The 17,865-nt window shown below is 63.0% G+C and carries 15 protein-coding genes; 13 read left to right on the forward strand and 2 right to left on the reverse strand.

What is annotated here, in order from left to right:
• Nucleotides 1-106 precede the first annotated feature (106 nt).
• The 10 genes from rimP to JQ597_RS10050 all read left to right on the forward strand — a co-directional run bounded on the left by rimP (nucleotide 107) and on the right by JQ597_RS10050 (nucleotide 11,354).
• Nucleotides 107-883, forward strand: a complete 777-nt coding sequence (gene rimP, locus JQ597_RS10010; protein ID WP_212264034.1) for a ribosome maturation factor RimP — start codon at nucleotides 107-109, stop codon at nucleotides 881-883.
• 3 nt (nucleotides 884-886) lie between these two features.
• Nucleotides 887-2,500, forward strand: a complete 1,614-nt coding sequence (gene nusA / locus JQ597_RS10015; RefSeq protein ID WP_192736271.1) for a transcription termination factor NusA — start codon at nucleotides 887-889, stop codon at nucleotides 2,498-2,500.
• Nucleotides 2,501-2,515: 15 nt separating this feature from the next.
• Complete coding sequence (locus JQ597_RS10020; protein ID WP_212264035.1) at nucleotides 2,516-3,208, forward strand: RNA-binding protein; 693 nt, start codon at nucleotides 2,516-2,518, stop codon at nucleotides 3,206-3,208.
• A gap of 63 nt (nucleotides 3,209-3,271) precedes the next feature.
• A complete protein-coding gene (gene infB, locus JQ597_RS10025; RefSeq protein ID WP_212264036.1) occupies nucleotides 3,272-5,920 on the forward strand; it encodes a translation initiation factor IF-2 in 2,649 nt (882 codons plus the stop codon).
• A 184-nt stretch (nucleotides 5,921-6,104) separates the two neighbouring features.
• Nucleotides 6,105-6,518: a 30S ribosome-binding factor RbfA gene (gene rbfA / locus JQ597_RS10030; protein WP_212264037.1), complete on the forward strand. Its 414-nt coding sequence runs from the start codon at nucleotides 6,105-6,107 to the stop codon at nucleotides 6,516-6,518.
• A 39-nt stretch (nucleotides 6,519-6,557) separates the two neighbouring features.
• A complete protein-coding gene (locus JQ597_RS38470) occupies nucleotides 6,558-6,737 on the forward strand; it encodes a hypothetical protein (protein WP_502754368.1) in 180 nt (59 codons plus the stop codon).
• Nucleotides 6,734-7,660: a tRNA pseudouridine(55) synthase TruB gene (gene truB / locus JQ597_RS10035; protein ID WP_502754370.1), complete on the forward strand. Its 927-nt coding sequence runs from the start codon at nucleotides 6,734-6,736 to the stop codon at nucleotides 7,658-7,660. Before JQ597_RS38470 ends, truB begins: the two co-directional genes overlap by 4 nt.
• Before the next feature lie 2 nt (nucleotides 7,661-7,662).
• Nucleotides 7,663-7,932 carry a 30S ribosomal protein S15 gene (gene rpsO / locus JQ597_RS10040; RefSeq protein ID WP_212264039.1) on the forward strand — a complete coding sequence of 90 codons (270 nt, stop codon included), beginning with the start codon at nucleotides 7,663-7,665 and terminating at the stop codon, nucleotides 7,930-7,932.
• A 315-nt stretch (nucleotides 7,933-8,247) separates the two neighbouring features.
• On the forward strand, nucleotides 8,248-10,407 hold the full coding sequence (pnp, locus tag JQ597_RS10045; protein ID WP_212264040.1) for a polyribonucleotide nucleotidyltransferase: 2,160 nt from the start codon (nucleotides 8,248-8,250) through the stop codon (nucleotides 10,405-10,407).
• 200 nt (nucleotides 10,408-10,607) lie between these two features.
• The gene (locus JQ597_RS10050) at nucleotides 10,608-11,354 is read left to right on the forward strand and encodes a superoxide dismutase (RefSeq protein WP_212264041.1); all 747 of its coding nucleotides are present in this window, start codon (nucleotides 10,608-10,610) and stop codon (nucleotides 11,352-11,354) included.
• Nucleotides 11,355-11,439: 85 nt separating this feature from the next.
• On the opposite strand, the gene katG is transcribed toward JQ597_RS10050, so the two are convergent.
• Nucleotides 11,440-13,578, reverse strand: coding sequence for a catalase/peroxidase HPI (katG, locus tag JQ597_RS10055; RefSeq protein WP_212264042.1), 2,139 nt, complete (start codon nucleotides 13,576-13,578; stop codon nucleotides 11,440-11,442).
• 103 nt (nucleotides 13,579-13,681) lie between these two features.
• Here katG and JQ597_RS10060 point away from each other — a divergent pair, with 103 nt between their 5' ends.
• From JQ597_RS10060 to JQ597_RS10070, 3 genes are all read left to right on the forward strand, one after another.
• Complete coding sequence (locus JQ597_RS10060; RefSeq protein WP_212264043.1) at nucleotides 13,682-14,617, forward strand: LysR substrate-binding domain-containing protein; 936 nt, start codon at nucleotides 13,682-13,684, stop codon at nucleotides 14,615-14,617.
• Nucleotides 14,618-14,787: 170 nt separating this feature from the next.
• Complete coding sequence (locus tag JQ597_RS10065) at nucleotides 14,788-15,612, forward strand: hypothetical protein (RefSeq protein WP_212264044.1); 825 nt, start codon at nucleotides 14,788-14,790, stop codon at nucleotides 15,610-15,612.
• Between the two features lie 310 nt (nucleotides 15,613-15,922).
• Complete coding sequence (locus JQ597_RS10070) at nucleotides 15,923-16,519, forward strand: glutathione S-transferase family protein (protein WP_212264045.1); 597 nt, start codon at nucleotides 15,923-15,925, stop codon at nucleotides 16,517-16,519.
• A gap of 116 nt (nucleotides 16,520-16,635) precedes the next feature.
• On the opposite strand, the gene fabB is transcribed toward JQ597_RS10070, so the two are convergent.
• Nucleotides 16,636-17,859: a beta-ketoacyl-ACP synthase I gene (gene fabB, locus JQ597_RS10075; RefSeq protein ID WP_212264046.1), complete on the reverse strand. Its 1,224-nt coding sequence runs from the start codon at nucleotides 17,857-17,859 to the stop codon at nucleotides 16,636-16,638.
• Between the last annotated feature and the right edge of the window lie 6 nt (nucleotides 17,860-17,865).

Genomic DNA, 17,865 nt, shown 5'->3' on the forward strand with positions numbered 1-17,865 from the left:
ACGAGCCCAGCCCAGAAGGGCCTCACGGCACGGTTCAGGGAACCGGCCGGATCCGGGTTAGACCCGGCCTAACCTCATGTAAGTAAAGACGCTTTTGACCCTGGACATGACCGAGCCAACTGCTGTTTCAGAGGATCTTGACCTGCTCGCCGAGCCGCGGCTCGTGGTCGAGCCGGGCGTCGCCGCGCGGGTTTCCGCCGTGGCAGGGCCGGTATTGCAGGGTATGGGCTACCGGCTGGTGCGGATCAAGATTTCCGGCGAGGCCGGCTGCACGGTCCAGATCATGGCCGAACGGCCCGACGGCACCATGCAGATCGAGGATTGCGAGGCGATTTCGCGGGCCTTGTCGCCGGTGCTCGACGTCGCCGATCCGATCGAGCGCGCCTACCGGCTGGAGATCTCATCGCCCGGCATCGATCGTCCGCTGGTGCGCCGTTCGGACTTCGAACGCTATGTCGGTCATCTCGTGAAGATCGAGATGGCGCTCGCCTATCAGGGCCGCAAGCGCTTTCGTGGTACGCTGCAGAGCGTCGAGGGCGACGCGGTGCGGCTTCATCGCGATGACATCCGCGCGGACGAAGATGCCGACGTGCTGCTGGTCATGGAAGACATCGCCGACGCCCGTCTGGTTCTCACCGACGAGCTGATCGCGGAATCGATGCGGCGCGGCAAGGCCGCCGAGCGCGAGCTGCGGCAGAATCTCGGGCTTGAGCCACCACCGCCGCCGCACGCCAAAAAAAGCGATCCGGCCAAGAGCAACAAGCCGAAGCCCAAGACACTGAACAAGCCGCTGAAGAAGCCGTTACCGAAGAATACCAAGAAACATCGCCTCGCCGCGCAAGGTTTGCCCGGCGGCGAATTCGATCCCACCGAAGGAGACTGAGCCATGGCAGCTGTCAGCGCCAATAAACTCGAACTGCTGCAGATCGCAGATGCGGTTGCCCGCGAAAAGTCGATCGACCGCGGCATCGTGATCGCGGCGATGGAAGACGCCATCGCGAAAGCGGCCCGCGCCCGCTACGGCAGCGAGACCGATGTTCACGCCGAGATCGACGCCAAGAAGGGCGAACTCCGGCTGTCGCGCCACATGCTGGTCGTCGACGTGGTGGAGAATTCGTCGAACCAGATTTCGCTGGCCGATGCGCAGCGCGCCAATCCGGGCGCCCAGGTCGGCGACACCATCGCCGACACCCTGCCGCCGCTGGAATATGGCCGCATCGCCGCGCAATCCGCCAAGCAGGTGATCGTGCAGAAGGTGCGCGAGGCCGAGCGCGACCGGCAGTATCAGGAATTCAAGGATCGCATCGGCGACATCGTCAACGGCATCGTCAAGCGCGTCGAATATGGCAGCGTGATCGTCGATCTCGGCCGCGGTGAAGCCATCGTGCGCCGTGACGAGATGCTGCCGCGCGAAGTATTCCGCAACGGCGACCGCGTCCGCGCCTATATCTTCGACGTCCGCCGCGAAACCCGCGGGCCGCAGATCTTCCTGTCCCGCACCCATCCGCAGTTCATGGCAAAACTTTTCGCGCAAGAAGTGCCGGAAATCTATGACGGTATCGTCGAGATCAAGGCGGTCGCCCGCGATCCCGGTTCGCGCGCCAAAATCGGCGTTATTTCGCGGGATTCCTCGGTCGATCCGGTCGGCGCCTGCGTCGGTATGCGCGGTTCGCGCGTGCAGGCGGTGGTGAACGAACTGCAGGGCGAGAAGATCGACATCATTCCGTGGTCGCCCGATATCGCGACCTTCGTCGTCAACGCGCTGGCGCCCGCCGAAGTCGCCAAGGTCGTGATCGACGAAGACCGCGAGCGTATCGAGGTCGTGGTGCCTGACACCAACAACCAGCTGTCGCTGGCGATCGGTCGCCGCGGACAGAATGTACGGCTCGCTTCGCAGCTCACCGGCTGGGACATCGACATCCTCACCGAGCAGGAAGAATCCGAGCGCCGTCAGGCCGATTTCGAGAACTCGACGCGGGTGTTCATGGAAGCGCTGAATGTCGACGAAGTGGTCGGCCAGTTGCTGGCATCGGAAGGCTTCACTTCGGTCGAGGAACTCGCGCTGGTCGACGTCAAGGAACTCGCCGGCATCGAGGGCTTCGACGAGGAGACCGCCAACGAACTGCAGAGCCGTGCAAAAGAATACCTGGAGCAGCTCGAGACCGAGCTGGAAAACAAACGCAAGGAACTCGGTGTGGATGACGCTTTGAAGACAGTACCCGGCGTGACCTCGAAGATGCTGGTCAAGTTCGGCGAGAATGACATCAAGTCGGTCGAGGATCTGGCCGGTTGCGCCACCGACGATCTGGTTGGCTGGACCGAGCGCAAGGAAGGCGCCGAGCCGACCAAGTTCCCCGGCATTCTCGACGCCAACGAAATCTCGCGCGACGATGCCGAGCGCATGATCATGCAGGCCCGCGTCATCGCCGGCTGGATCACCGAGGCCGACCTTGCCAAGCAGTCCGAGGCGGCGGAAGCCACCGAAGACCAGACGGCGTAAGGAGATGCCCCGCGCATGCTCGCCATGGCTGACCCCGATCTCGACAACGGACCGCGGACCGACAGGTCCGCGACGATGCGGATGTGCGCGGTCACCCGTGAGGTGCGCCCGATCGACGAACTGATCCGATTCGTGGTCTCGCCCCAGGGCGAGGTCGTTCCGGATCTGAAGCGCAGGCTCCCCGGCCGTGGCCTGTGGGTCTCGGCATCGCGCCGGACCGTTGCGGAAGCGGTGCGGCGTAACCAATTCAGCAAGGGTTTCAAGCGCGACATCCGGGCCGCCGCGACCCTCCCCGCCGACACCGAGGCTTTGCTGGTTCGCGGCGCGACCGAGGCGCTGGCGATGGTCGCCAAGGCCGGCCAGGTCGTCTCCGGTTTCAGCAAGGTCGAGGGCGCGCTCCGGGACGGGGAGGCCCAGGCCCTGATCCACGCTTCGGACGGTGCGGCCGACGGAATCCGCAAATTGGACGCGATCGTGCGGCAAAAGCGCGGAAATGCGGATGAATCGGAGGAATTTTCGACCAGATTTCCGATCGTCAATGTTCTGACGTCGGGAGAATTGGATTTGGCACTGGGGCGGTCAAATGTGATACATGCTGCCCTGCTCGCGGGCCCGGCGAGCAAGACGTTCCTGTCGCGCTGCCAGATCCTGGTCCGATACCGGATGGCCGATGACGACAAGACCGAAGGAAGCGGCCAGAAATTCTGACTAACAAGATGTGCTTTAACGACTGTGCGAATGCGCACTACGCAACAAGATTAGGACTGCTGAATGGTTGATACCAAAACGCCTGGCGACAAGACTTTAAGTGTCCCGACCAAGACCTTGACGCTCAAGCCGCGCGTCGAGACGGGCACCGTACGCCAGAGCTTCAGCCATGGCCGGACCAAGCAGGTCGTGGTCGAGAAGCGCGGCAAGCGCCGCCTCGGTGGCGACGCGCCCGCCGGCGAAACCCATGCGCCCGAACCTGTGGTCGCCAAGCCGGCGCCGGTCGTCGCCAAAGCGCCAAGCCGCCCCTCAGCGTCAGCCGCGCCCCGCGCCGGCTCCGGCGTGGTGTTGCGCACGCTGACCGAGGATGAACGTTCCGCGCGCGCCAGCGCGCTGGCCGATGCCAAGGTCCGTGACATCGAGGAACGTCGGCTGGCGGAAGAAGAAGCCAAGCGCCGCAGCAGCAAGGAAGGCATCGAGCAGGCCGAACGCGAAGCCGCCGAAGCGCGCCGCAAGGCCGAGGAAGAACGTCACCGCCTGGAAGAAGAAGCCAAGCGCAAGGCCGAACTCGAAGCCAAGAAGCGTTTTGGCGAGGCCGAAGCCAAGGCCGCAACAACCGCAGCACCCGGCACCACCACTACCACCGCGCGCCCCGCGGCCCGGCCGACGGCCTCGGCAGTGCCGCCCGCGCGCGCGCCGGGCGTTGCCGCCGATGCCTCCGATGAGGATGAAGGTCCGCGCCAGATCCGCCGTGGCCCCGGCGGCGCCATGCGCCCCGCCGTGCCGCCGAAGACGACCCACAAGCCCGGACCGCAAAAGGAACGCGGCCGCCTGACGCTGGTCACCGCCCTGGACGCCGACAATGTGCGCGAGCGTTCGATCGCCTCGTTCCGCCGCCGCACCCAGCGCCTGAAGGGACACGCCTCGAACGAGCCGAAGGAAAAGATCATCCGCGAAGTGGTGATCCCGGAAGCGATCAACATCCAGGAACTCGCCAACCGCATGTCGGAACGCGCGGTCGACGTCATCCGCCTGCTGATGAAGCAGGGCGCGATGCACAAGATCACCGACGTGATCGACGCCGACACCGCGCAGCTGATCGCCGAGGAACTGGGCCATACCGTCAAGCGCGTGGCCGCGTCCGACGTCGAAGAGGGTCTGTTCGACATCGTCGACGATTCCACCGACACCGAACCGCGGTCGCCGGTCGTGACCGTGATGGGCCATGTCGATCACGGCAAGACCTCGCTGCTCGACGCGCTCCGCCATGCCAACGTGGTTTCGGGCGAAGCCGGCGGCATCACCCAGCATATCGGCGCCTATCAGGTGACTTCACCGGAAAGCGGCAAGAAGATCACCTTCATCGATACGCCCGGCCACGCCGCGTTCACCGCGATGCGTGCGCGCGGCGCCAAGGTCACCGATATCGTGATCCTGGTGGTGGCGGCCGATGACGGCGTCATGCCGCAGACCATCGAGGCGATCAACCACGCCAAGGCGGCGAAGGTTCCAATGATCATCGCGATCAACAAGATCGACAAGCCCGACGCCAAGCCGGAGCGCGTGCGCACCGAGCTGTTGCAGCACGAGGTTCAGGTCGAGTCGTTCGGCGGCGACGTCGTCGACGTCGAGGTATCAGCCAAGAACAAGACCAATCTCGACAAGCTGCTGGAAATGATCGCGCTGCAGGCCGAACTGCTCGACCTCAAGACCAACGCGGAACGTCCCGCCGAAGGTACCGTGATCGAAGCCAGGCTCGATCGCGGCCGGGGTCCGGTTGCGACCGTGCTGGTGCAGCGCGGAACCTTGCGCATCGGCGACATCATCGTGGCCGGCGCCGAAATGGGCCGCGTCCGCGCCCTTATCAACGATCAGGGCGTGAACATCGACGAGGCCGGACCTTCAGTGCCGGTCGAGGTGCTCGGCTTCAACGGTCCGCCGGAAGCCGGCGACCGCCTCGCGGTGGTCGAGAACGAAGCCCGCGCCCGCCAGGTCACGAGCTATCGCGCCCACCAGAAGCGCGAAAACGCGGCTGCCTCGATTTCCGGCATGCGCGGCTCGCTCGAACAGATGATGTCGCAGCTCAAGACGTCGGGCCGCAAGGAATTCCCGCTGATCATCAAGGCCGACGTGCAAGGTTCGCTCGAAGCCATCTTGGGATCGCTGGAAAAGCTCGGCACCGACGAAGTTGCCGCGCGCATCCTGCATGCGGGCGTCGGCGGCATCTCCGAATCGGACGTGACGCTGGCGGAAGGTTTCAACGCCGCCATCATCGGCTTCTCGGTTCGTGCCAACAAGGAAGCGGCGGCCGCCGCCAAGCGCAACGGCATCGAGATCCGCTATTACAACATCATCTACGATCTGGTCGACGACATCAAAAAGGCGATGTCCGGCCTGCTCGCGCCGACGCTGCGCGAAACCATGCTGGGCAATGCGCAGATCCTGGAAGTGTTCAACATTTCCAAGGTCGGCAAGGTCGCCGGCTGCCGCGTCACCGACGGCACCGTGGAACGCGGCGCCAATGTACGCCTCATTCGCGACAACGTGGTTGTGCATGAAGGCAAGCTCTCGACACTGAAGCGCTTCAAGGACGAAGTGAAGGAAGTGCAGTCCGGCCAGGAATGCGGCATGGCGTTCGAGAATTACGGCGACATGCGCGCCGGCGACGTTATCGAGTGTTATCGCGTGGAGACGATCCAGCGGAGCCTGTAAGTCTGAACCTTACGGCTTCGTCGGAAGACATTGTAATAGTTCGACGTCATGCCCGGACAAAAGCGCGAAGCGCGTCTTCGCATTAGTGTTCCGGGCATCCACGTCCCAGAGAATTCAGCAGCAAGAAAGACGTAGATGGCCGGGATTAGCCCGGCCATGACGGATTTGTTTTTGAGAGACGGCCATGCCCCGCCACCACAGCAAGAGTTCCGCCCCCGGCGGCTCACAACGCCAATTGCGCGTCGGCGAAACCGTGCGCCATGCGGTCGCCGATATTCTGTCGCAAGGTAACGTGCATGACCCCGATCTCGAGGGTCACATCATCACGGTTCCGGAGGTGCGCATGTCACCGGACCTGAAGCTTGCAACCGTCTATGTGATGCCGCTCGGCGGACGCGACACCGATGTCGTGATCGCAGCGCTCGCGCGCCACAAGAAATTCCTGCGCGGCGAGATCGCGCACCGCGTTAACCTAAAGTTTGCGCCTGATCTTCGCTTCCGCGTCGACGAACGATTCGATGAAGCGGAACGGATCGAGAAATTACTGAGAACACCTGCGGTGCAAAGAGACCTCGCACCCGATTCGGACGACAAGTGATGGTTGTGAACACTGCAAACAGCGTCATCGATTCGCAAAATGCCGAATCGCATGACGCCGAAAAAAATATTTTTACCGAACCGCGCAACGAAGATTCCCGGCGCGGCGACGATACGCGGCGCGGCAATAACGATCCGCGCCAGAACAAGCATCAAGGCAAACAGCAACGGCAGAATAATCAGCCGCGCCGCGACAAGCGCGACGTCCATGGCTGGGTGATTCTCGACAAGCCGATCGGCATGACCTCGACGCACGCGGTCGCGGTGCTCAAGCGCCTGTTCCAGGCCAAGCGCGCCGGCCATGCCGGTACCCTCGACCCGCTCGCCTCCGGCGGTTTGCCGATCGCGCTGGGCGAAGCCACCAAGACGGTCCCGTTCGTGATGGACGGCCGCAAGCGCTACCGCTTCACCGTGAGTTGGGGCGAGGAACGCGATACCGACGACACCGAGGGCCGGGCGACCAGGACCAGCGATCTCAGGCCCTCCGCCGAGGCGATCCGGGCGCTGCTGCCGCAATTCACCGGCCTGATCGAGCAGATCCCGCCGCAATATTCCGCGATCAAGGTCCAGGGCGAACGGGCCTATGATCTGGCCAGAGACGGCGAAACCGTCGAATTGAAGCCGCGACCGGTCGAGATTCACGAATTAACCCTTGTAGAACATATAGATAGCGGCCAATCCGTGTTCGAGGCCGAGTGCGGCAAGGGAACCTATGTCCGGGCGCTGGCCCGCGATATCGGCCGGATTCTGGGCTGTTTCGGCCATATCAGCGCCTTGCGGCGGACCCTGGTAGGTCCATTCCGCGAAACGGACATGATTCCGCTGGAACAGTTGGAGGCTTTGTGTAATAGAGCCGCGTCGGGCGAGGGCAGCCTCGCCGACGCGCTTTTGCCCGTTGAGACCGCGCTGGACGACATCCCGGCACTGGCCGTCACACGGGCTGATGCGGCAAGGCTCCACCGGGGCCAGGCCGTTTTGTTGCGCGGACGGGATGCGCCCAATTGTAGCGGCACAGTCTATGTCACGGTGGCAGGCCGGCTTCTGGCCCTCGCCGAAATTGGCAATGGCGAACTCATCCCCAAGCGTGTGTTCAACCTGACCGGACTGACTGCCAGTTCCGGTCGTAACAACGAGAAAGTTTGACGATGTCGATTACCGCCGAACGCAAAGCGGAAGTCATCAAGACGAATGCCAACAAGACCGGCGACACCGGCTCGCCCGAGGTTCAGGTTGCGATCCTTTCGGAACGCATCAACAACCTCACCGGGCACTTCAAATCCCACGTGAAGGACAATCATTCGCGCCGGGGTCTTTTGAAGATGGTCGCCACGCGCCGTTCCCTGCTCGATTACATCAAGCGGAAGGACGAGGCGCGCTACAAGGCGCTGCTCGAAAAGCACAACATTCGTCGTTGATCCCAGAGTACGCGCGCGCCTGTTGCGCGCGTTTTCGTATGGTCTTCCGGAAGAAACCCGGACTCCGGATTTTCGGAGACGATCATGCGCAAGGGCATGAAGAAACGCATGCTCAATAGACGTCCAGCAGCAATCCGGCCGCTGGGCAGGGCAAGGTGCCCGGACTACCGAGAGGATGGACGCCATCCGAAATATAAAGACCATGGCAGGATCGCCGGATGCTGATCTCGTGTTGCGATCAGTGTCTCGCAATCTTGCGCATGGTCTTTGTGTTTCAGGCGTCCCTGCTTTCGCTAAACCATGAAAGAAATCGAAATGTTTAATGCTCATTCAGTCGAGATCGACTGGGGTGGACGTCCCCTCAAGCTTGAAACCGGAAAGATCGCCCGTCAGGCCGACGGCGCCGTGCTCGCGACCTATGGCGAGACCATCGTGCTCGCCACGGTCGTCGCCGCCAAGAACCCGCGCGAAGGCGTCGACTTCCTGCCGCTGACCGTCGACTACCAGGAAAAGACCTATGCCGCGGGCCGTATTCCCGGCGGTTATTTCAAGCGCGAGGGCCGGCCGACCGAAAAGGAGACGCTGGTCTCCCGCCTGATCGACCGTCCGATCCGTCCGCTGTTCGTCGACGGCTGGCGCAATGAAACCCAGGTCATCGTCACCGTGCTGTCGCATGACATGGAGAACGATCCCGACATTCTGGCGCTGGTCGCGGCCTCCGCGGCGCTGACGATCTCGGGCGCGCCGTTCAAGGGCCCGATCGGGGCGGCCCGCGTCGGCTTCGCCAACGACGAATATGTGCTCAACCCGACGCTCGACGAAATGCTCGAGACCCAGCTTGATCTGGTCGTCGCCGGCACCGCCGACGCCGTGCTGATGGTGGAATCGGAAGCCAAGGAACTCAACGAAGACATCATGCTCGGTGCTGTGATGTTCGGACACCGGCACTTCCAGCCGGTGATCAAGGCGATCATCGAGCTGGCCGAGAAGGCCGCGAAAGAGCCGCGCGAAGTCAAGGTCGTCGACGAGAGCGCGCTCGAGAAGGAAATGCTCGGCCTGATCGAGCAGGAGCTGCGCTCGGCCTACGCTATCCCGATCAAGCAGGACCGCTACGCGGCGGTCGGCAAGGCCAAGGAAAAGGTGATGGCTCACTACTTCCCGGAAGGGCAGGAGCCGCAATACGACAAGCTGCGCATCGCCGGCGTGTTCAAGGAACTCGAATCCAAGATCGTCCGCTGGAACATCCTCGACACCGGCAAGCGCATCGACGGCCGCGATTCCAAGACCGTGCGCAGCATCATCGCCGAAGTCGGCGTGCTGCCCCGCGCCCACGGTTCGGCACTGTTCACCCGCGGTGAAACCCAGGCGATGGTCGTGACCACGCTCGGCACCGGCGAGGACGAGCAGTACATCGACTCGCTGTCAGGGACCTACAAGGAGCAGTTCCTGCTGCACTACAACTTCCCTCCCTACTCGGTCGGTGAAACCGGACGCCTCGGCGGCACCAAGCGCCGCGAAATCGGCCACGGCAAGCTCGCCTGGCGCGCGATCCATCCGGTCCTGCCGCCGCACCACGAATTCCCCTACACGGTGCGCGTGGTTTCCGAGATCACCGAATCCAACGGATCGTCGTCGATGGCATCGGTCTGCGGCGCTTCGCTGGCGCTGATGGATGCGGGCGTTCCCCTGAAGCGGCCGACCGCGGGCATCGCGATGGGCCTGATCCTGGAAGGTTCGCGCTTTGCGGTCCTGTCCGACATTCTCGGTGACGAGGATCATCTCGGCGACATGGACTTCAAGGTGGCCGGCACCGACCAGGGCATCACCTCGCTGCAGATGGACATCAAGATCGAGGGCATCACCGAAGAGATCATGAAGGCGGCACTCGGCCAGGCCAAGGATGGGCGTATCCACATCCTCGGCGAAATGTCGAAGGCGCTGACCAATGCGCGCGCCGAGCTCGGCGAGTACGCGCCGCGCATCGAGACCTTCAAGATCCCGACCGACAAGATCCGTGAAGTGATCGGCACCGGCGGCAAGGTGATCCGCGAGATCGTCGAGAAGACCGGCGCCAAGGTCAACATCGAGGACGACGGCACCGTGAAGGTCGCCTCCAACGACGGCGAGGCGATGAAGGCCGCGATCAAGTGGATCAAGTCGATCGCCTCCGATCCGGAGATCGGCCAGATCTACGAAGGCACCGTGGTCAAGGTGATGGAGTTCGGCGCGTTCGTGAACTTCTTCGGCGCCAAGGACGGCCTCGTCCACATCAGCCAGCTCGCCGGGGCCCGGGTGCAGAAGACCTCCGACGTCGTCAAGGAAGGCGACAAGGTCAAGGTCAAGCTGCTCGGCTTCGACGATCGCGGCAAGACGCGGCTGTCGATGAAGGTGGTCGATCAGGCGACCGGCGAGGACCTCGAAGCCAAGCAGAAAGCGGCGGAAGCCTCGGCGCCCCGCGAAGCGGCCGGCGAGTAAGCGCCTCGACATCGAAAATCAGAAGGGGGCGGCTGCAAAGCCGCCCTTTTTATTTGCCGCAGATGTGATCGTGCGCTCTTACGCCGCAGCGCCTAACCCATTTAAAATGAAACCGGAATGGGGCTGACTTCGCAGCTGGAAGCTGGACCCGTTACGATCGTCCGAACCGAGCAGCAGGCTCGTCACGCAGGGAGAGACTTATGTCCGCACTTTCGCGCCGTCATTTTTTCAGCGCCGCCGCCGGCCTCGTAGCCGTCGCGGCGGCACCGCGTGTCGCCTTTGCCCAGGCCGCCGCACCGGCGGCTGCCCCGGCCGCGGCAGGCCCGTTCACGCTGCCGCCGCTCCCTTACGCCTTCAACGCGCTTGAGCCGCATATCGATGCCAAGACCATGGAAATCCACCATGGTCGGCATCATGCCGCCTACGTCAACAATCTGAACACCCTCGCCAAGACCAATGCGCAGCTCGGCACCAGCAAGGTGACGGACATCCTCGGCAATTTGAACGCCCTGAACGACGACATCAAATTCGGTGTGCGCAACAATCTCGGCGGCCATGCCAACCACACCATGTTCTGGGAAATCATGGCCCCGGGCGGCGGCAAGCCGGAAGGCGAGGTGCTGGCCGCGATCGACAAGGACCTCGGCGGCCTGGAGAAGTTCCAGAACGACTTTAATGCCGCGGGCGGACGTCAGTTCGGCTCCGGCTGGGTGTTCGTGACCGTTGCCAAGGACGGCAAGCTTGCGATCGAGACCCGTCCGAACCAGGACAATCCGATCATGGACGGCAAGCGCGCGCTGCTTGGCAACGACGTCTGGGAGCACGCCTATTATCTCAACTACCAGAACCGCCGCGCCGATTATCTCAAGGCGTGGTGGAACACGGTGAACTGGACCAAGGTCGCCGAGCGTTTTGCGGCGGCGAAGGCCGGTACGCTCGGCGTTTGATCGCGCGCTCCATCTTGAAAAGCGAAAGGGCGGCTTGTGAGCCGCCCTTTTTTGTCAGTGTTGCGTTCGTCCAGCGCTCAGCTGATCAGAACCGATCGAGGTTCATCACCTTGGTCCAGGCGGCGGCGAAATCCTTGGCGAACTTCTCTTTGGAGTCCGCGCAGGCATAGACCTCGGCGAAGGCGCGAAGCTGCGCATGCGAACCGAAGATCAGGTCGACGCCGGTGGCGGTCCACTTGACCGCCTTTGTCTTCCGATCTCGGCCCTCGTAGGCATCGCCCGACGGCTGCCACTCCGTGCTCATGCTGAGCAGATTGACGAAGAAATCGTTCGTCAATGTCCCCACCTTGCTGGTGAAGACGCCGTGCTTTGATCCGCCGGCATTCGCGCCGAGGACGCGCAGGCCGCCGACCAGCGCCGTCAGTTCGGGTCCCGTCAACCGCAGCAATTGCGCGCGGTCAATCAGCGCTTCCACCGGCCCCAGGAACTGATGCTTCTTGCCGTTGACATAATTGCGGAAGCCATCGGCACGCGGTTCGAGCGGAGCAAAGGAAGCGACGTCGGTTTGATCCTGCGACGCATCCATGCGCCCCGGCGTGAACGGCACCTTGACGTCGACGCCGGCGTCCTTTGCGGCCTTTTCGACCGCCGCGGAGCCGCCGAGAACGATCAGGTCGGCAAGCGAAACCTTCTTGCCGAACTCCTTCTGGATCGCCACCAGCTTCTGCAGCACCGTGTTCAGCTCGGCGGGCTGGTTGACCTCCCACTCCTTCTGGGGGCTGAGACGAATACGCGCGCCATTGGCGCCGCCGCGCTTGTCGGAGCCGCGGAACGTCGACGCCGACGCCCATGCGGTCGAAACGAGCTGCGACACCGACAGACCCGAGCTGAGAATCTTGGTCTTCAGCGCGGCGATATCCGCGTCTCCGATCAGCGGATGATCCGCCGCCGGAATCGGATCCTGCCAGATCAGCGTTTCCTTCGGCACCAGCGGGCCGAGATAACGCACGACCGGACCCATGTCACGGTGCGTGAGCTTGAACCAGGCACGCGCAAACGCGTCCGCGAACTGGTCCGGGTTTTCGTAGAAGCGCCGCGAAATCTTCTCATAAGCCGGATCGAAGCGCAGCGACAAGTCGGTCGTCAGCATCATCGGCACATGCTTCTTCGACTTGTCGAAGGCGTCCGGGATCGTCGCTTCCGCGCCCTTCGCCTTCCACTGCTTGGCACCGGCCGGGCTCTTGGTCAGCTCCCATTCGTTCTCGAACAGGTTCTTGAAGAACAGATTGCTCCACTGCGTCGGCTGCTGCGTCCAGGTGACTTCCGGACCGCCGGTAATGGTATCGGCGCCGATGCCGGTACCGTGCTTGCTCTTCCAGCCGAGGCCCTGATCCTCGAGAGCGCCGCTTTCCGGGTCTGACCCCACCAGCGACGGATCGCCGGCACCATGGGCCTTGCCGAAGGTGTGGCCGCCGGCAATCAGCGCAACGGTCTCTTCGTCATTCATCGCCATGCGGAAGAACGTTTCGCGGATGTCTTTCGCCGCTGCGAGCGGATCCGGGTTGCCGTTCGGGCCTTCCGGATTGACGTAGATGAGACCCATCTGCACGGCGCCGAGCGGCTCGGAGAGTTCGCGTTCGCCACTGTAGCGTTCGTCGCCCAGCCAGGTGCCTTCGGGGCCCCAGAATAGCTCCTCGGGCTCCCAGACGTCGGTGCGGCCGCCGGCGAAGCCGAACGTCTTGAAGCCCATCGATTCCAGCGCGACGTTGCCAGCGAGAATCATCAGGTCGGCCCACGAGATCTTGCGGCCGTATTTCTGCTTGATCGGCCATAGCAGCCGGCGCGCCTTGTCGAGATTGGCGTTGTCAGGCCAGCTGTTCAGCGGCGCGAAGCGCTGCTGACCAGCCCCGGCGCCGCCGCGGCCGTCCGTGATGCGGTAGGTGCCGGCGCTGTGCCACGCCATGCGGATCATGAGACCGCCATAGTGACCGAAATCGGCCGGCCACCACTCCTGCGATTCCGTCATCAACGCGGTCAGGTCCTTGACCACGGCATTGAGGTCGAGGGTCTTGAACTCCTTGGCGTAATCGAACGCCTCGCCCATCGGATCGGACAGAGTGGAATTGCGGTGGAGCAGCGAAACGTCCAGCGCGTCCGGCCACCAATCGCGGTTCGAGTGTCCGCCTTTTCCGCCCGAGAACGGGCATTTTGTTTTGTCGTCCATGATTGCCTCCTAAGGGCCGCTTCCAGTCAGATTGGAAGCACTCTAAGAGCCGCTTTCCATCAGGGGAAGTTGATTTTAATGATCGAACCGATAAGATATTCTGATGATACAGATGACGCTCAGACAGCTTCGCTATTTTGATGCGCTGGCCCGTCACGGCCATTTCGGGCGCGCGGCGGAAGCCTGCTCGATCTCGCAGCCGGCCCTGTCGATGCAAATCAAGGAAATGGAGCAAGCGCTCGGCGGCGCGCTGCTGGAACGAAGCGCGCGACAGATCACGCTGACGGAATTCGGCGAAGAGATCGTGCAGCGCGTCCGCGACATCCTGCGCTCGGTCGATGAACTCGGCGATTTCGCGCGCGCGGCACAGGACCGGCTTGCCGGCCGGCTGCGCATCGGCATGATCCCGACGATCGCGCCCTATCTGCTGCCGAAAGTGATCGAGAACCTCGCGCGCATGCATCCGGAACTCGACATCCACGTGCGCGAGACGCTGACGCCGAAGCTGATCAAGGAAGTGACCGAAGGCCGGCTCGATACGGCGATCGTGGCATTGCCGGTATCGGAGCCATCGCTGACCGAGATCGCGTGCTTTTCCGAGACCTTCCTGCTGGTGCGGCCGGGCGCGGACGAGGGCACACCGGTGCCGAGCCACGAGACGCTGCGCGAGATGCGGTTGCTGCTGCTCGAAGAGGGGCATTGTTTCCGCGACCAGGCGCTGTCGTTCTGCAACATGCAGTCGCCGCCGCGCGAGGTGCTGGACGCAAGCTCGCTGTCCACGCTCGTTCAGATGGTCGGCGCCGGCATCGGCGTCACCCTGATTCCGGAAATGGCGGTCACGGTGGAAACCCGTTCGGCACAGGTCTCGGTCGCGCGGTTCAGCAACCCGCAACCGTCGCGGACCATCGGCATGGTCTGGCGCAAGACCAGCCCGCTGGCCGCACAGCTGCAGCAAATCTCGGAAGTGGTCTGCCTCGCCGCCGATGCCTTGCGCGAACAGCGCAAGGTGAAACCCTCGTTGCGAAAATCGCGGGGGTGATCAGCAACGCGACAAGGTCCCGCCGATGACGGGATATGTGATGAAGTATTATCGATGGAAGAGGGGAGAGCTCCGCACGATAGACGAAGAGGCGCAAAACAACTTGCGGATGCCCGCGGTGCGCTCTAGTTAGACGCATCCCTGCGCACCAATCCCGTTCCCGAGTTTTCATGATCCGCGTCCTGGCCGTTGCACTTATCCTGTCGTGCTCCGTCACACCCGCATGGGCGCAAGCCCAGCCCGCGCCTATAGCCGCGCCATCCGCGCCGAAGCCCGCCAAGAAGGCGGCGGCAAAGACCAAGACCAGCGCGAGGCAAGCCGCGCCGACGGAAAGCGGTCCTTGTCAGATCGGCGTTATTCCAGCGGTCGGCGACCAGTTCGCGGTTCAGAAAATCGGCCTCACCGTATTCAACAACGATTATGCGGATGTACCGATCGAGAGCTGGGGTCTCGACGATCTCGTGGTCGCGCGCGTTCGCGCCGTGACGGGTTCCGGCGCCGGTGTCCGGCGAATAGCCTACTCGAAGCAGGCGTTCGCGCCTTACGACCGTCCTGCCCCGGCGCTGTTTCGCAATCCCGAGAGCGATCTGACCACCATTGTGCGGCAGATCACCGCGAACGCTGGTTGCGCGCGCTATGTGGCGGTTACAAAACTTGACAGCAAGTTGGACGGAACCAACCAAACCCTGCGCGGCATCGGCGTTTATCACCGCGGCATCGGCAGCCTCGTCGGCCATACCCGCTTGTACTCCAGCATCCAGGTCACGGTGTTTGACGGACAGACCTACGCGGTAAGCAAAAAGCCTTTTAACATCAATCTTGGCTTGGCACTTGCCAGGGGGTTTGGAGTCGAGGACCCGCTTACCAAACTCGAAAACTCTGCGTTTCCAGAGCCCGCAGCAGCGGCGGCGACGAGCGCGACATTGCGCGACGGCACCCGGGCATTGCTTGCTACGCATCTCGACAAGGCATTGTCGGCCGCGCTTGGACAATAACGCAAAGGATGCGCGAACAGCGCAAGCCGAAACCCTCGCCGCGAAATCGCGGGCGTGATGAGCGAAGGCCTCACAGCCGCGCTTAATTTTTTGCTAGCCATGCCTCCTGTTGCCCAACTACCTCAAAGACAATTGAGCGTGGCTCTCCGCGATTCGCCCGAAATCGCCGGCCAGTCGACCGCACGAAATAAAGTTGACCAACATATCGCTCGACGTTGAACCGTTCGTCCTAGGCGTAGTGCGTTGCCAATTCGCGTCAGACGCGCAATGAAGATGGCATTGTCCGCCTCCGCCGATGAAAGGTTCCGCCATGATGCAGCTTTATTGGTCGCCCCGTTCGCGTTCGTTTTCCTCGCTGTGGCTGTTCGAAGAGACCGGACAACCCTATGAACGCGTGCTGACGGACATCTCGACCGGCGCACAGCGCAAGCTCGAATATCTGGCGATCAATCCGATGGGCAAGGTGCCGGCGCTCCGGGATGGCGAGGCCACGCTTGCCGAAGCCGCCGCGATCGCGGCCTATGTCGCCGAGCGCTATCCGGAAGCGAAGCTGGCGCCGCCGCTCGGAGATCCGCTGCGCGCAAAGTATCTCTACTGGCTGTTCTTCAGCCCCGGTTGTATCGAGCCTGCGATCGTGCAGCTCGCGACCAAGATCGAAATGAATCCGGTCGCGGCCGGCTGGGGCGATTCGCAACGCGTGATCGACGTGCTCGACAACGCGCTGGAGAAAGGTCCGTGGATTCTCGGCGAGAATTTTTCCGCAGCCGACATCATCATTGGCTCCGGGCTGAATTTCGCCGTGCGGCTGTTCAAGATGGTGCCGTCGCGGCCGTCGTTCGACGCCTATATTGACCGATGCGCGGCGCGGCCGGCGTTCCAGCGCGCAGAGAAGATCGCGGCGGGATAGGCGTTCACGACTGTCATCACCGGAGAAAGCGGGTGACCCAGTATTCCCGAGATATCAGTAATTGAATCGAGAAGCCGCGGCGTACTGGATGCCCCGCTTTCGCGGGGCATGACAAATCACGCATCCATGCGCTTGAACACCAGCGTGGCGTTGGTGCCGCCGAAACCGAACGAGTTCGACAGCACGGTGCCGAGCTTGGCATTGTCGATGCGCTTGCGCACGATCGGCATGTCGGCGAACACCGGGTCGAGCTCGGTGATGTTGGCGCTCTCGCACACAAAACCGTTGTTCATCATCAGCAGCGAATAGATCGCTTCCTGAACGCCGGTGGCACCGAGCGAATGTCCGGTCAGCGCCTTGGTCGCCGAGATCGGCGGGCATTTTTCGCCGGTGCCGAACACCTTGCGGATCGCCTCGATTTCCGGCGGATCGCCGGCGGGCGTCGAGGTGGCGTGCGGATTGATGTAGTCGATCGGCGTCTTCACGGTCTCCATCGCCATCCGCATGCAGCGCTCGGCGCCTTCGCCCGAGGGGGCCACCATGTCGTAGCCGTCAGACGTCGCGCCATAGCCGACCACTTCGGCGTAGATGCGCGCGCCGCGCGCCTTGGCGTGTTCGAGCTCTTCCAGCACCACCACGCCGGCGCCGCCCGCAATGACGAAGCCGTCGCGGCTGACGTCATAGGGACGCGACGCGGTGGCGGGCGTGGCGTTGTATTTCGAGGACATCGCGCCCATGGCGTCGAACAGCACCGACAGCGACCAGTCGAGTTCCTCGCAGCCGCCGGCGAAGATCACATCCTGCTTGCCGATCTGGATCGTCTCATAGGCGTTGCCGATGCAATGGTTGGAGGTCGCGCAGGCCGACGAGATCGAATAGTTCACGCCTTTGATCTTGAACCAAGTCGCCAGCGTGGCTGAGGCGGTCGACGACATCGCCTTTGGCACCGCGAACGGCCCCACGCGTTTGGGACCCTTGGTCCTGGTGATATCGGCCGCTTCGACGATGGTGCGCGCGGACGGTCCGCCGGAGCCCATGATGATGCCGGTACGGACGTCGGAAACTTCGGTCGGGCTGAGACCGGAATCCTGGATCGCCTGCTCCATCGCAATGTGATTCCACGCCGCGCCCTCGCCGAGAAAGCGCATCGCGCGCCGGTCGATGACATCGGCGGGATTGAGGGACGGAGCGCCCTGCACCTGCGAGCGGAAGCCGAGTTCGGCGTATTTTTCCGCGCGCGTGATCCCCGATTTCGCCTCATGAAGGCTCGCAAGCACTTCCTGGGTGTTATTTCCGATGGATGAGACGATGCCCATCCCCGTGATGACAACCCGCCTCATGATCGC

This window comes from Bradyrhizobium sp. AUGA SZCCT0177, from assembly GCF_018130125.1.
Taxonomy (GTDB): Bacteria; Pseudomonadota; Alphaproteobacteria; order Rhizobiales; family Xanthobacteraceae; genus Bradyrhizobium.

Excerpts from the sequence above, each read along its gene's own strand:
- rimP (WP_212264034.1), top strand. The coding sequence starts at position 107 with ATGACCGAGCCAACTGCTGTTTCAGAGGATCTTGACCTGCTCGCCGAG.
- nusA (WP_192736271.1), top strand. The coding sequence starts at position 887 with ATGGCAGCTGTCAGCGCCAATAAACTCGAACTGCTGCAGATCGCAGAT.
- JQ597_RS10020 (WP_212264035.1), top strand. The coding sequence starts at position 2,516 with ATGCTCGCCATGGCTGACCCCGATCTCGACAACGGACCGCGGACCGAC.
- infB (WP_212264036.1), top strand. The coding sequence starts at position 3,272 with ATGGTTGATACCAAAACGCCTGGCGACAAGACTTTAAGTGTCCCGACC.
- rbfA (WP_212264037.1), top strand. The coding sequence starts at position 6,105 with ATGCCCCGCCACCACAGCAAGAGTTCCGCCCCCGGCGGCTCACAACGC.
- JQ597_RS38470 (WP_502754368.1), top strand. The coding sequence starts at position 6,558 with ATGCCGAATCGCATGACGCCGAAAAAAATATTTTTACCGAACCGCGCA.
- rpsO (WP_212264039.1), top strand. The coding sequence starts at position 7,663 with ATGTCGATTACCGCCGAACGCAAAGCGGAAGTCATCAAGACGAATGCC.
- pnp (WP_212264040.1), top strand. The coding sequence starts at position 8,248 with ATGTTTAATGCTCATTCAGTCGAGATCGACTGGGGTGGACGTCCCCTC.
- JQ597_RS10050 (WP_212264041.1), top strand. The coding sequence starts at position 10,608 with ATGTCCGCACTTTCGCGCCGTCATTTTTTCAGCGCCGCCGCCGGCCTC.
- katG (WP_212264042.1), bottom strand. The coding sequence starts at position 13,578 with ATGGACGACAAAACAAAATGCCCGTTCTCGGGCGGAAAAGGCGGACAC.
- JQ597_RS10060 (WP_212264043.1), top strand. The coding sequence starts at position 13,682 with ATGATACAGATGACGCTCAGACAGCTTCGCTATTTTGATGCGCTGGCC.
- JQ597_RS10065 (WP_212264044.1), top strand. The coding sequence starts at position 14,788 with ATGATCCGCGTCCTGGCCGTTGCACTTATCCTGTCGTGCTCCGTCACA.
- JQ597_RS10070 (WP_212264045.1), top strand. The coding sequence starts at position 15,923 with ATGATGCAGCTTTATTGGTCGCCCCGTTCGCGTTCGTTTTCCTCGCTG.
- fabB (WP_212264046.1), bottom strand. The coding sequence starts at position 17,859 with ATGAGGCGGGTTGTCATCACGGGGATGGGCATCGTCTCATCCATCGGA.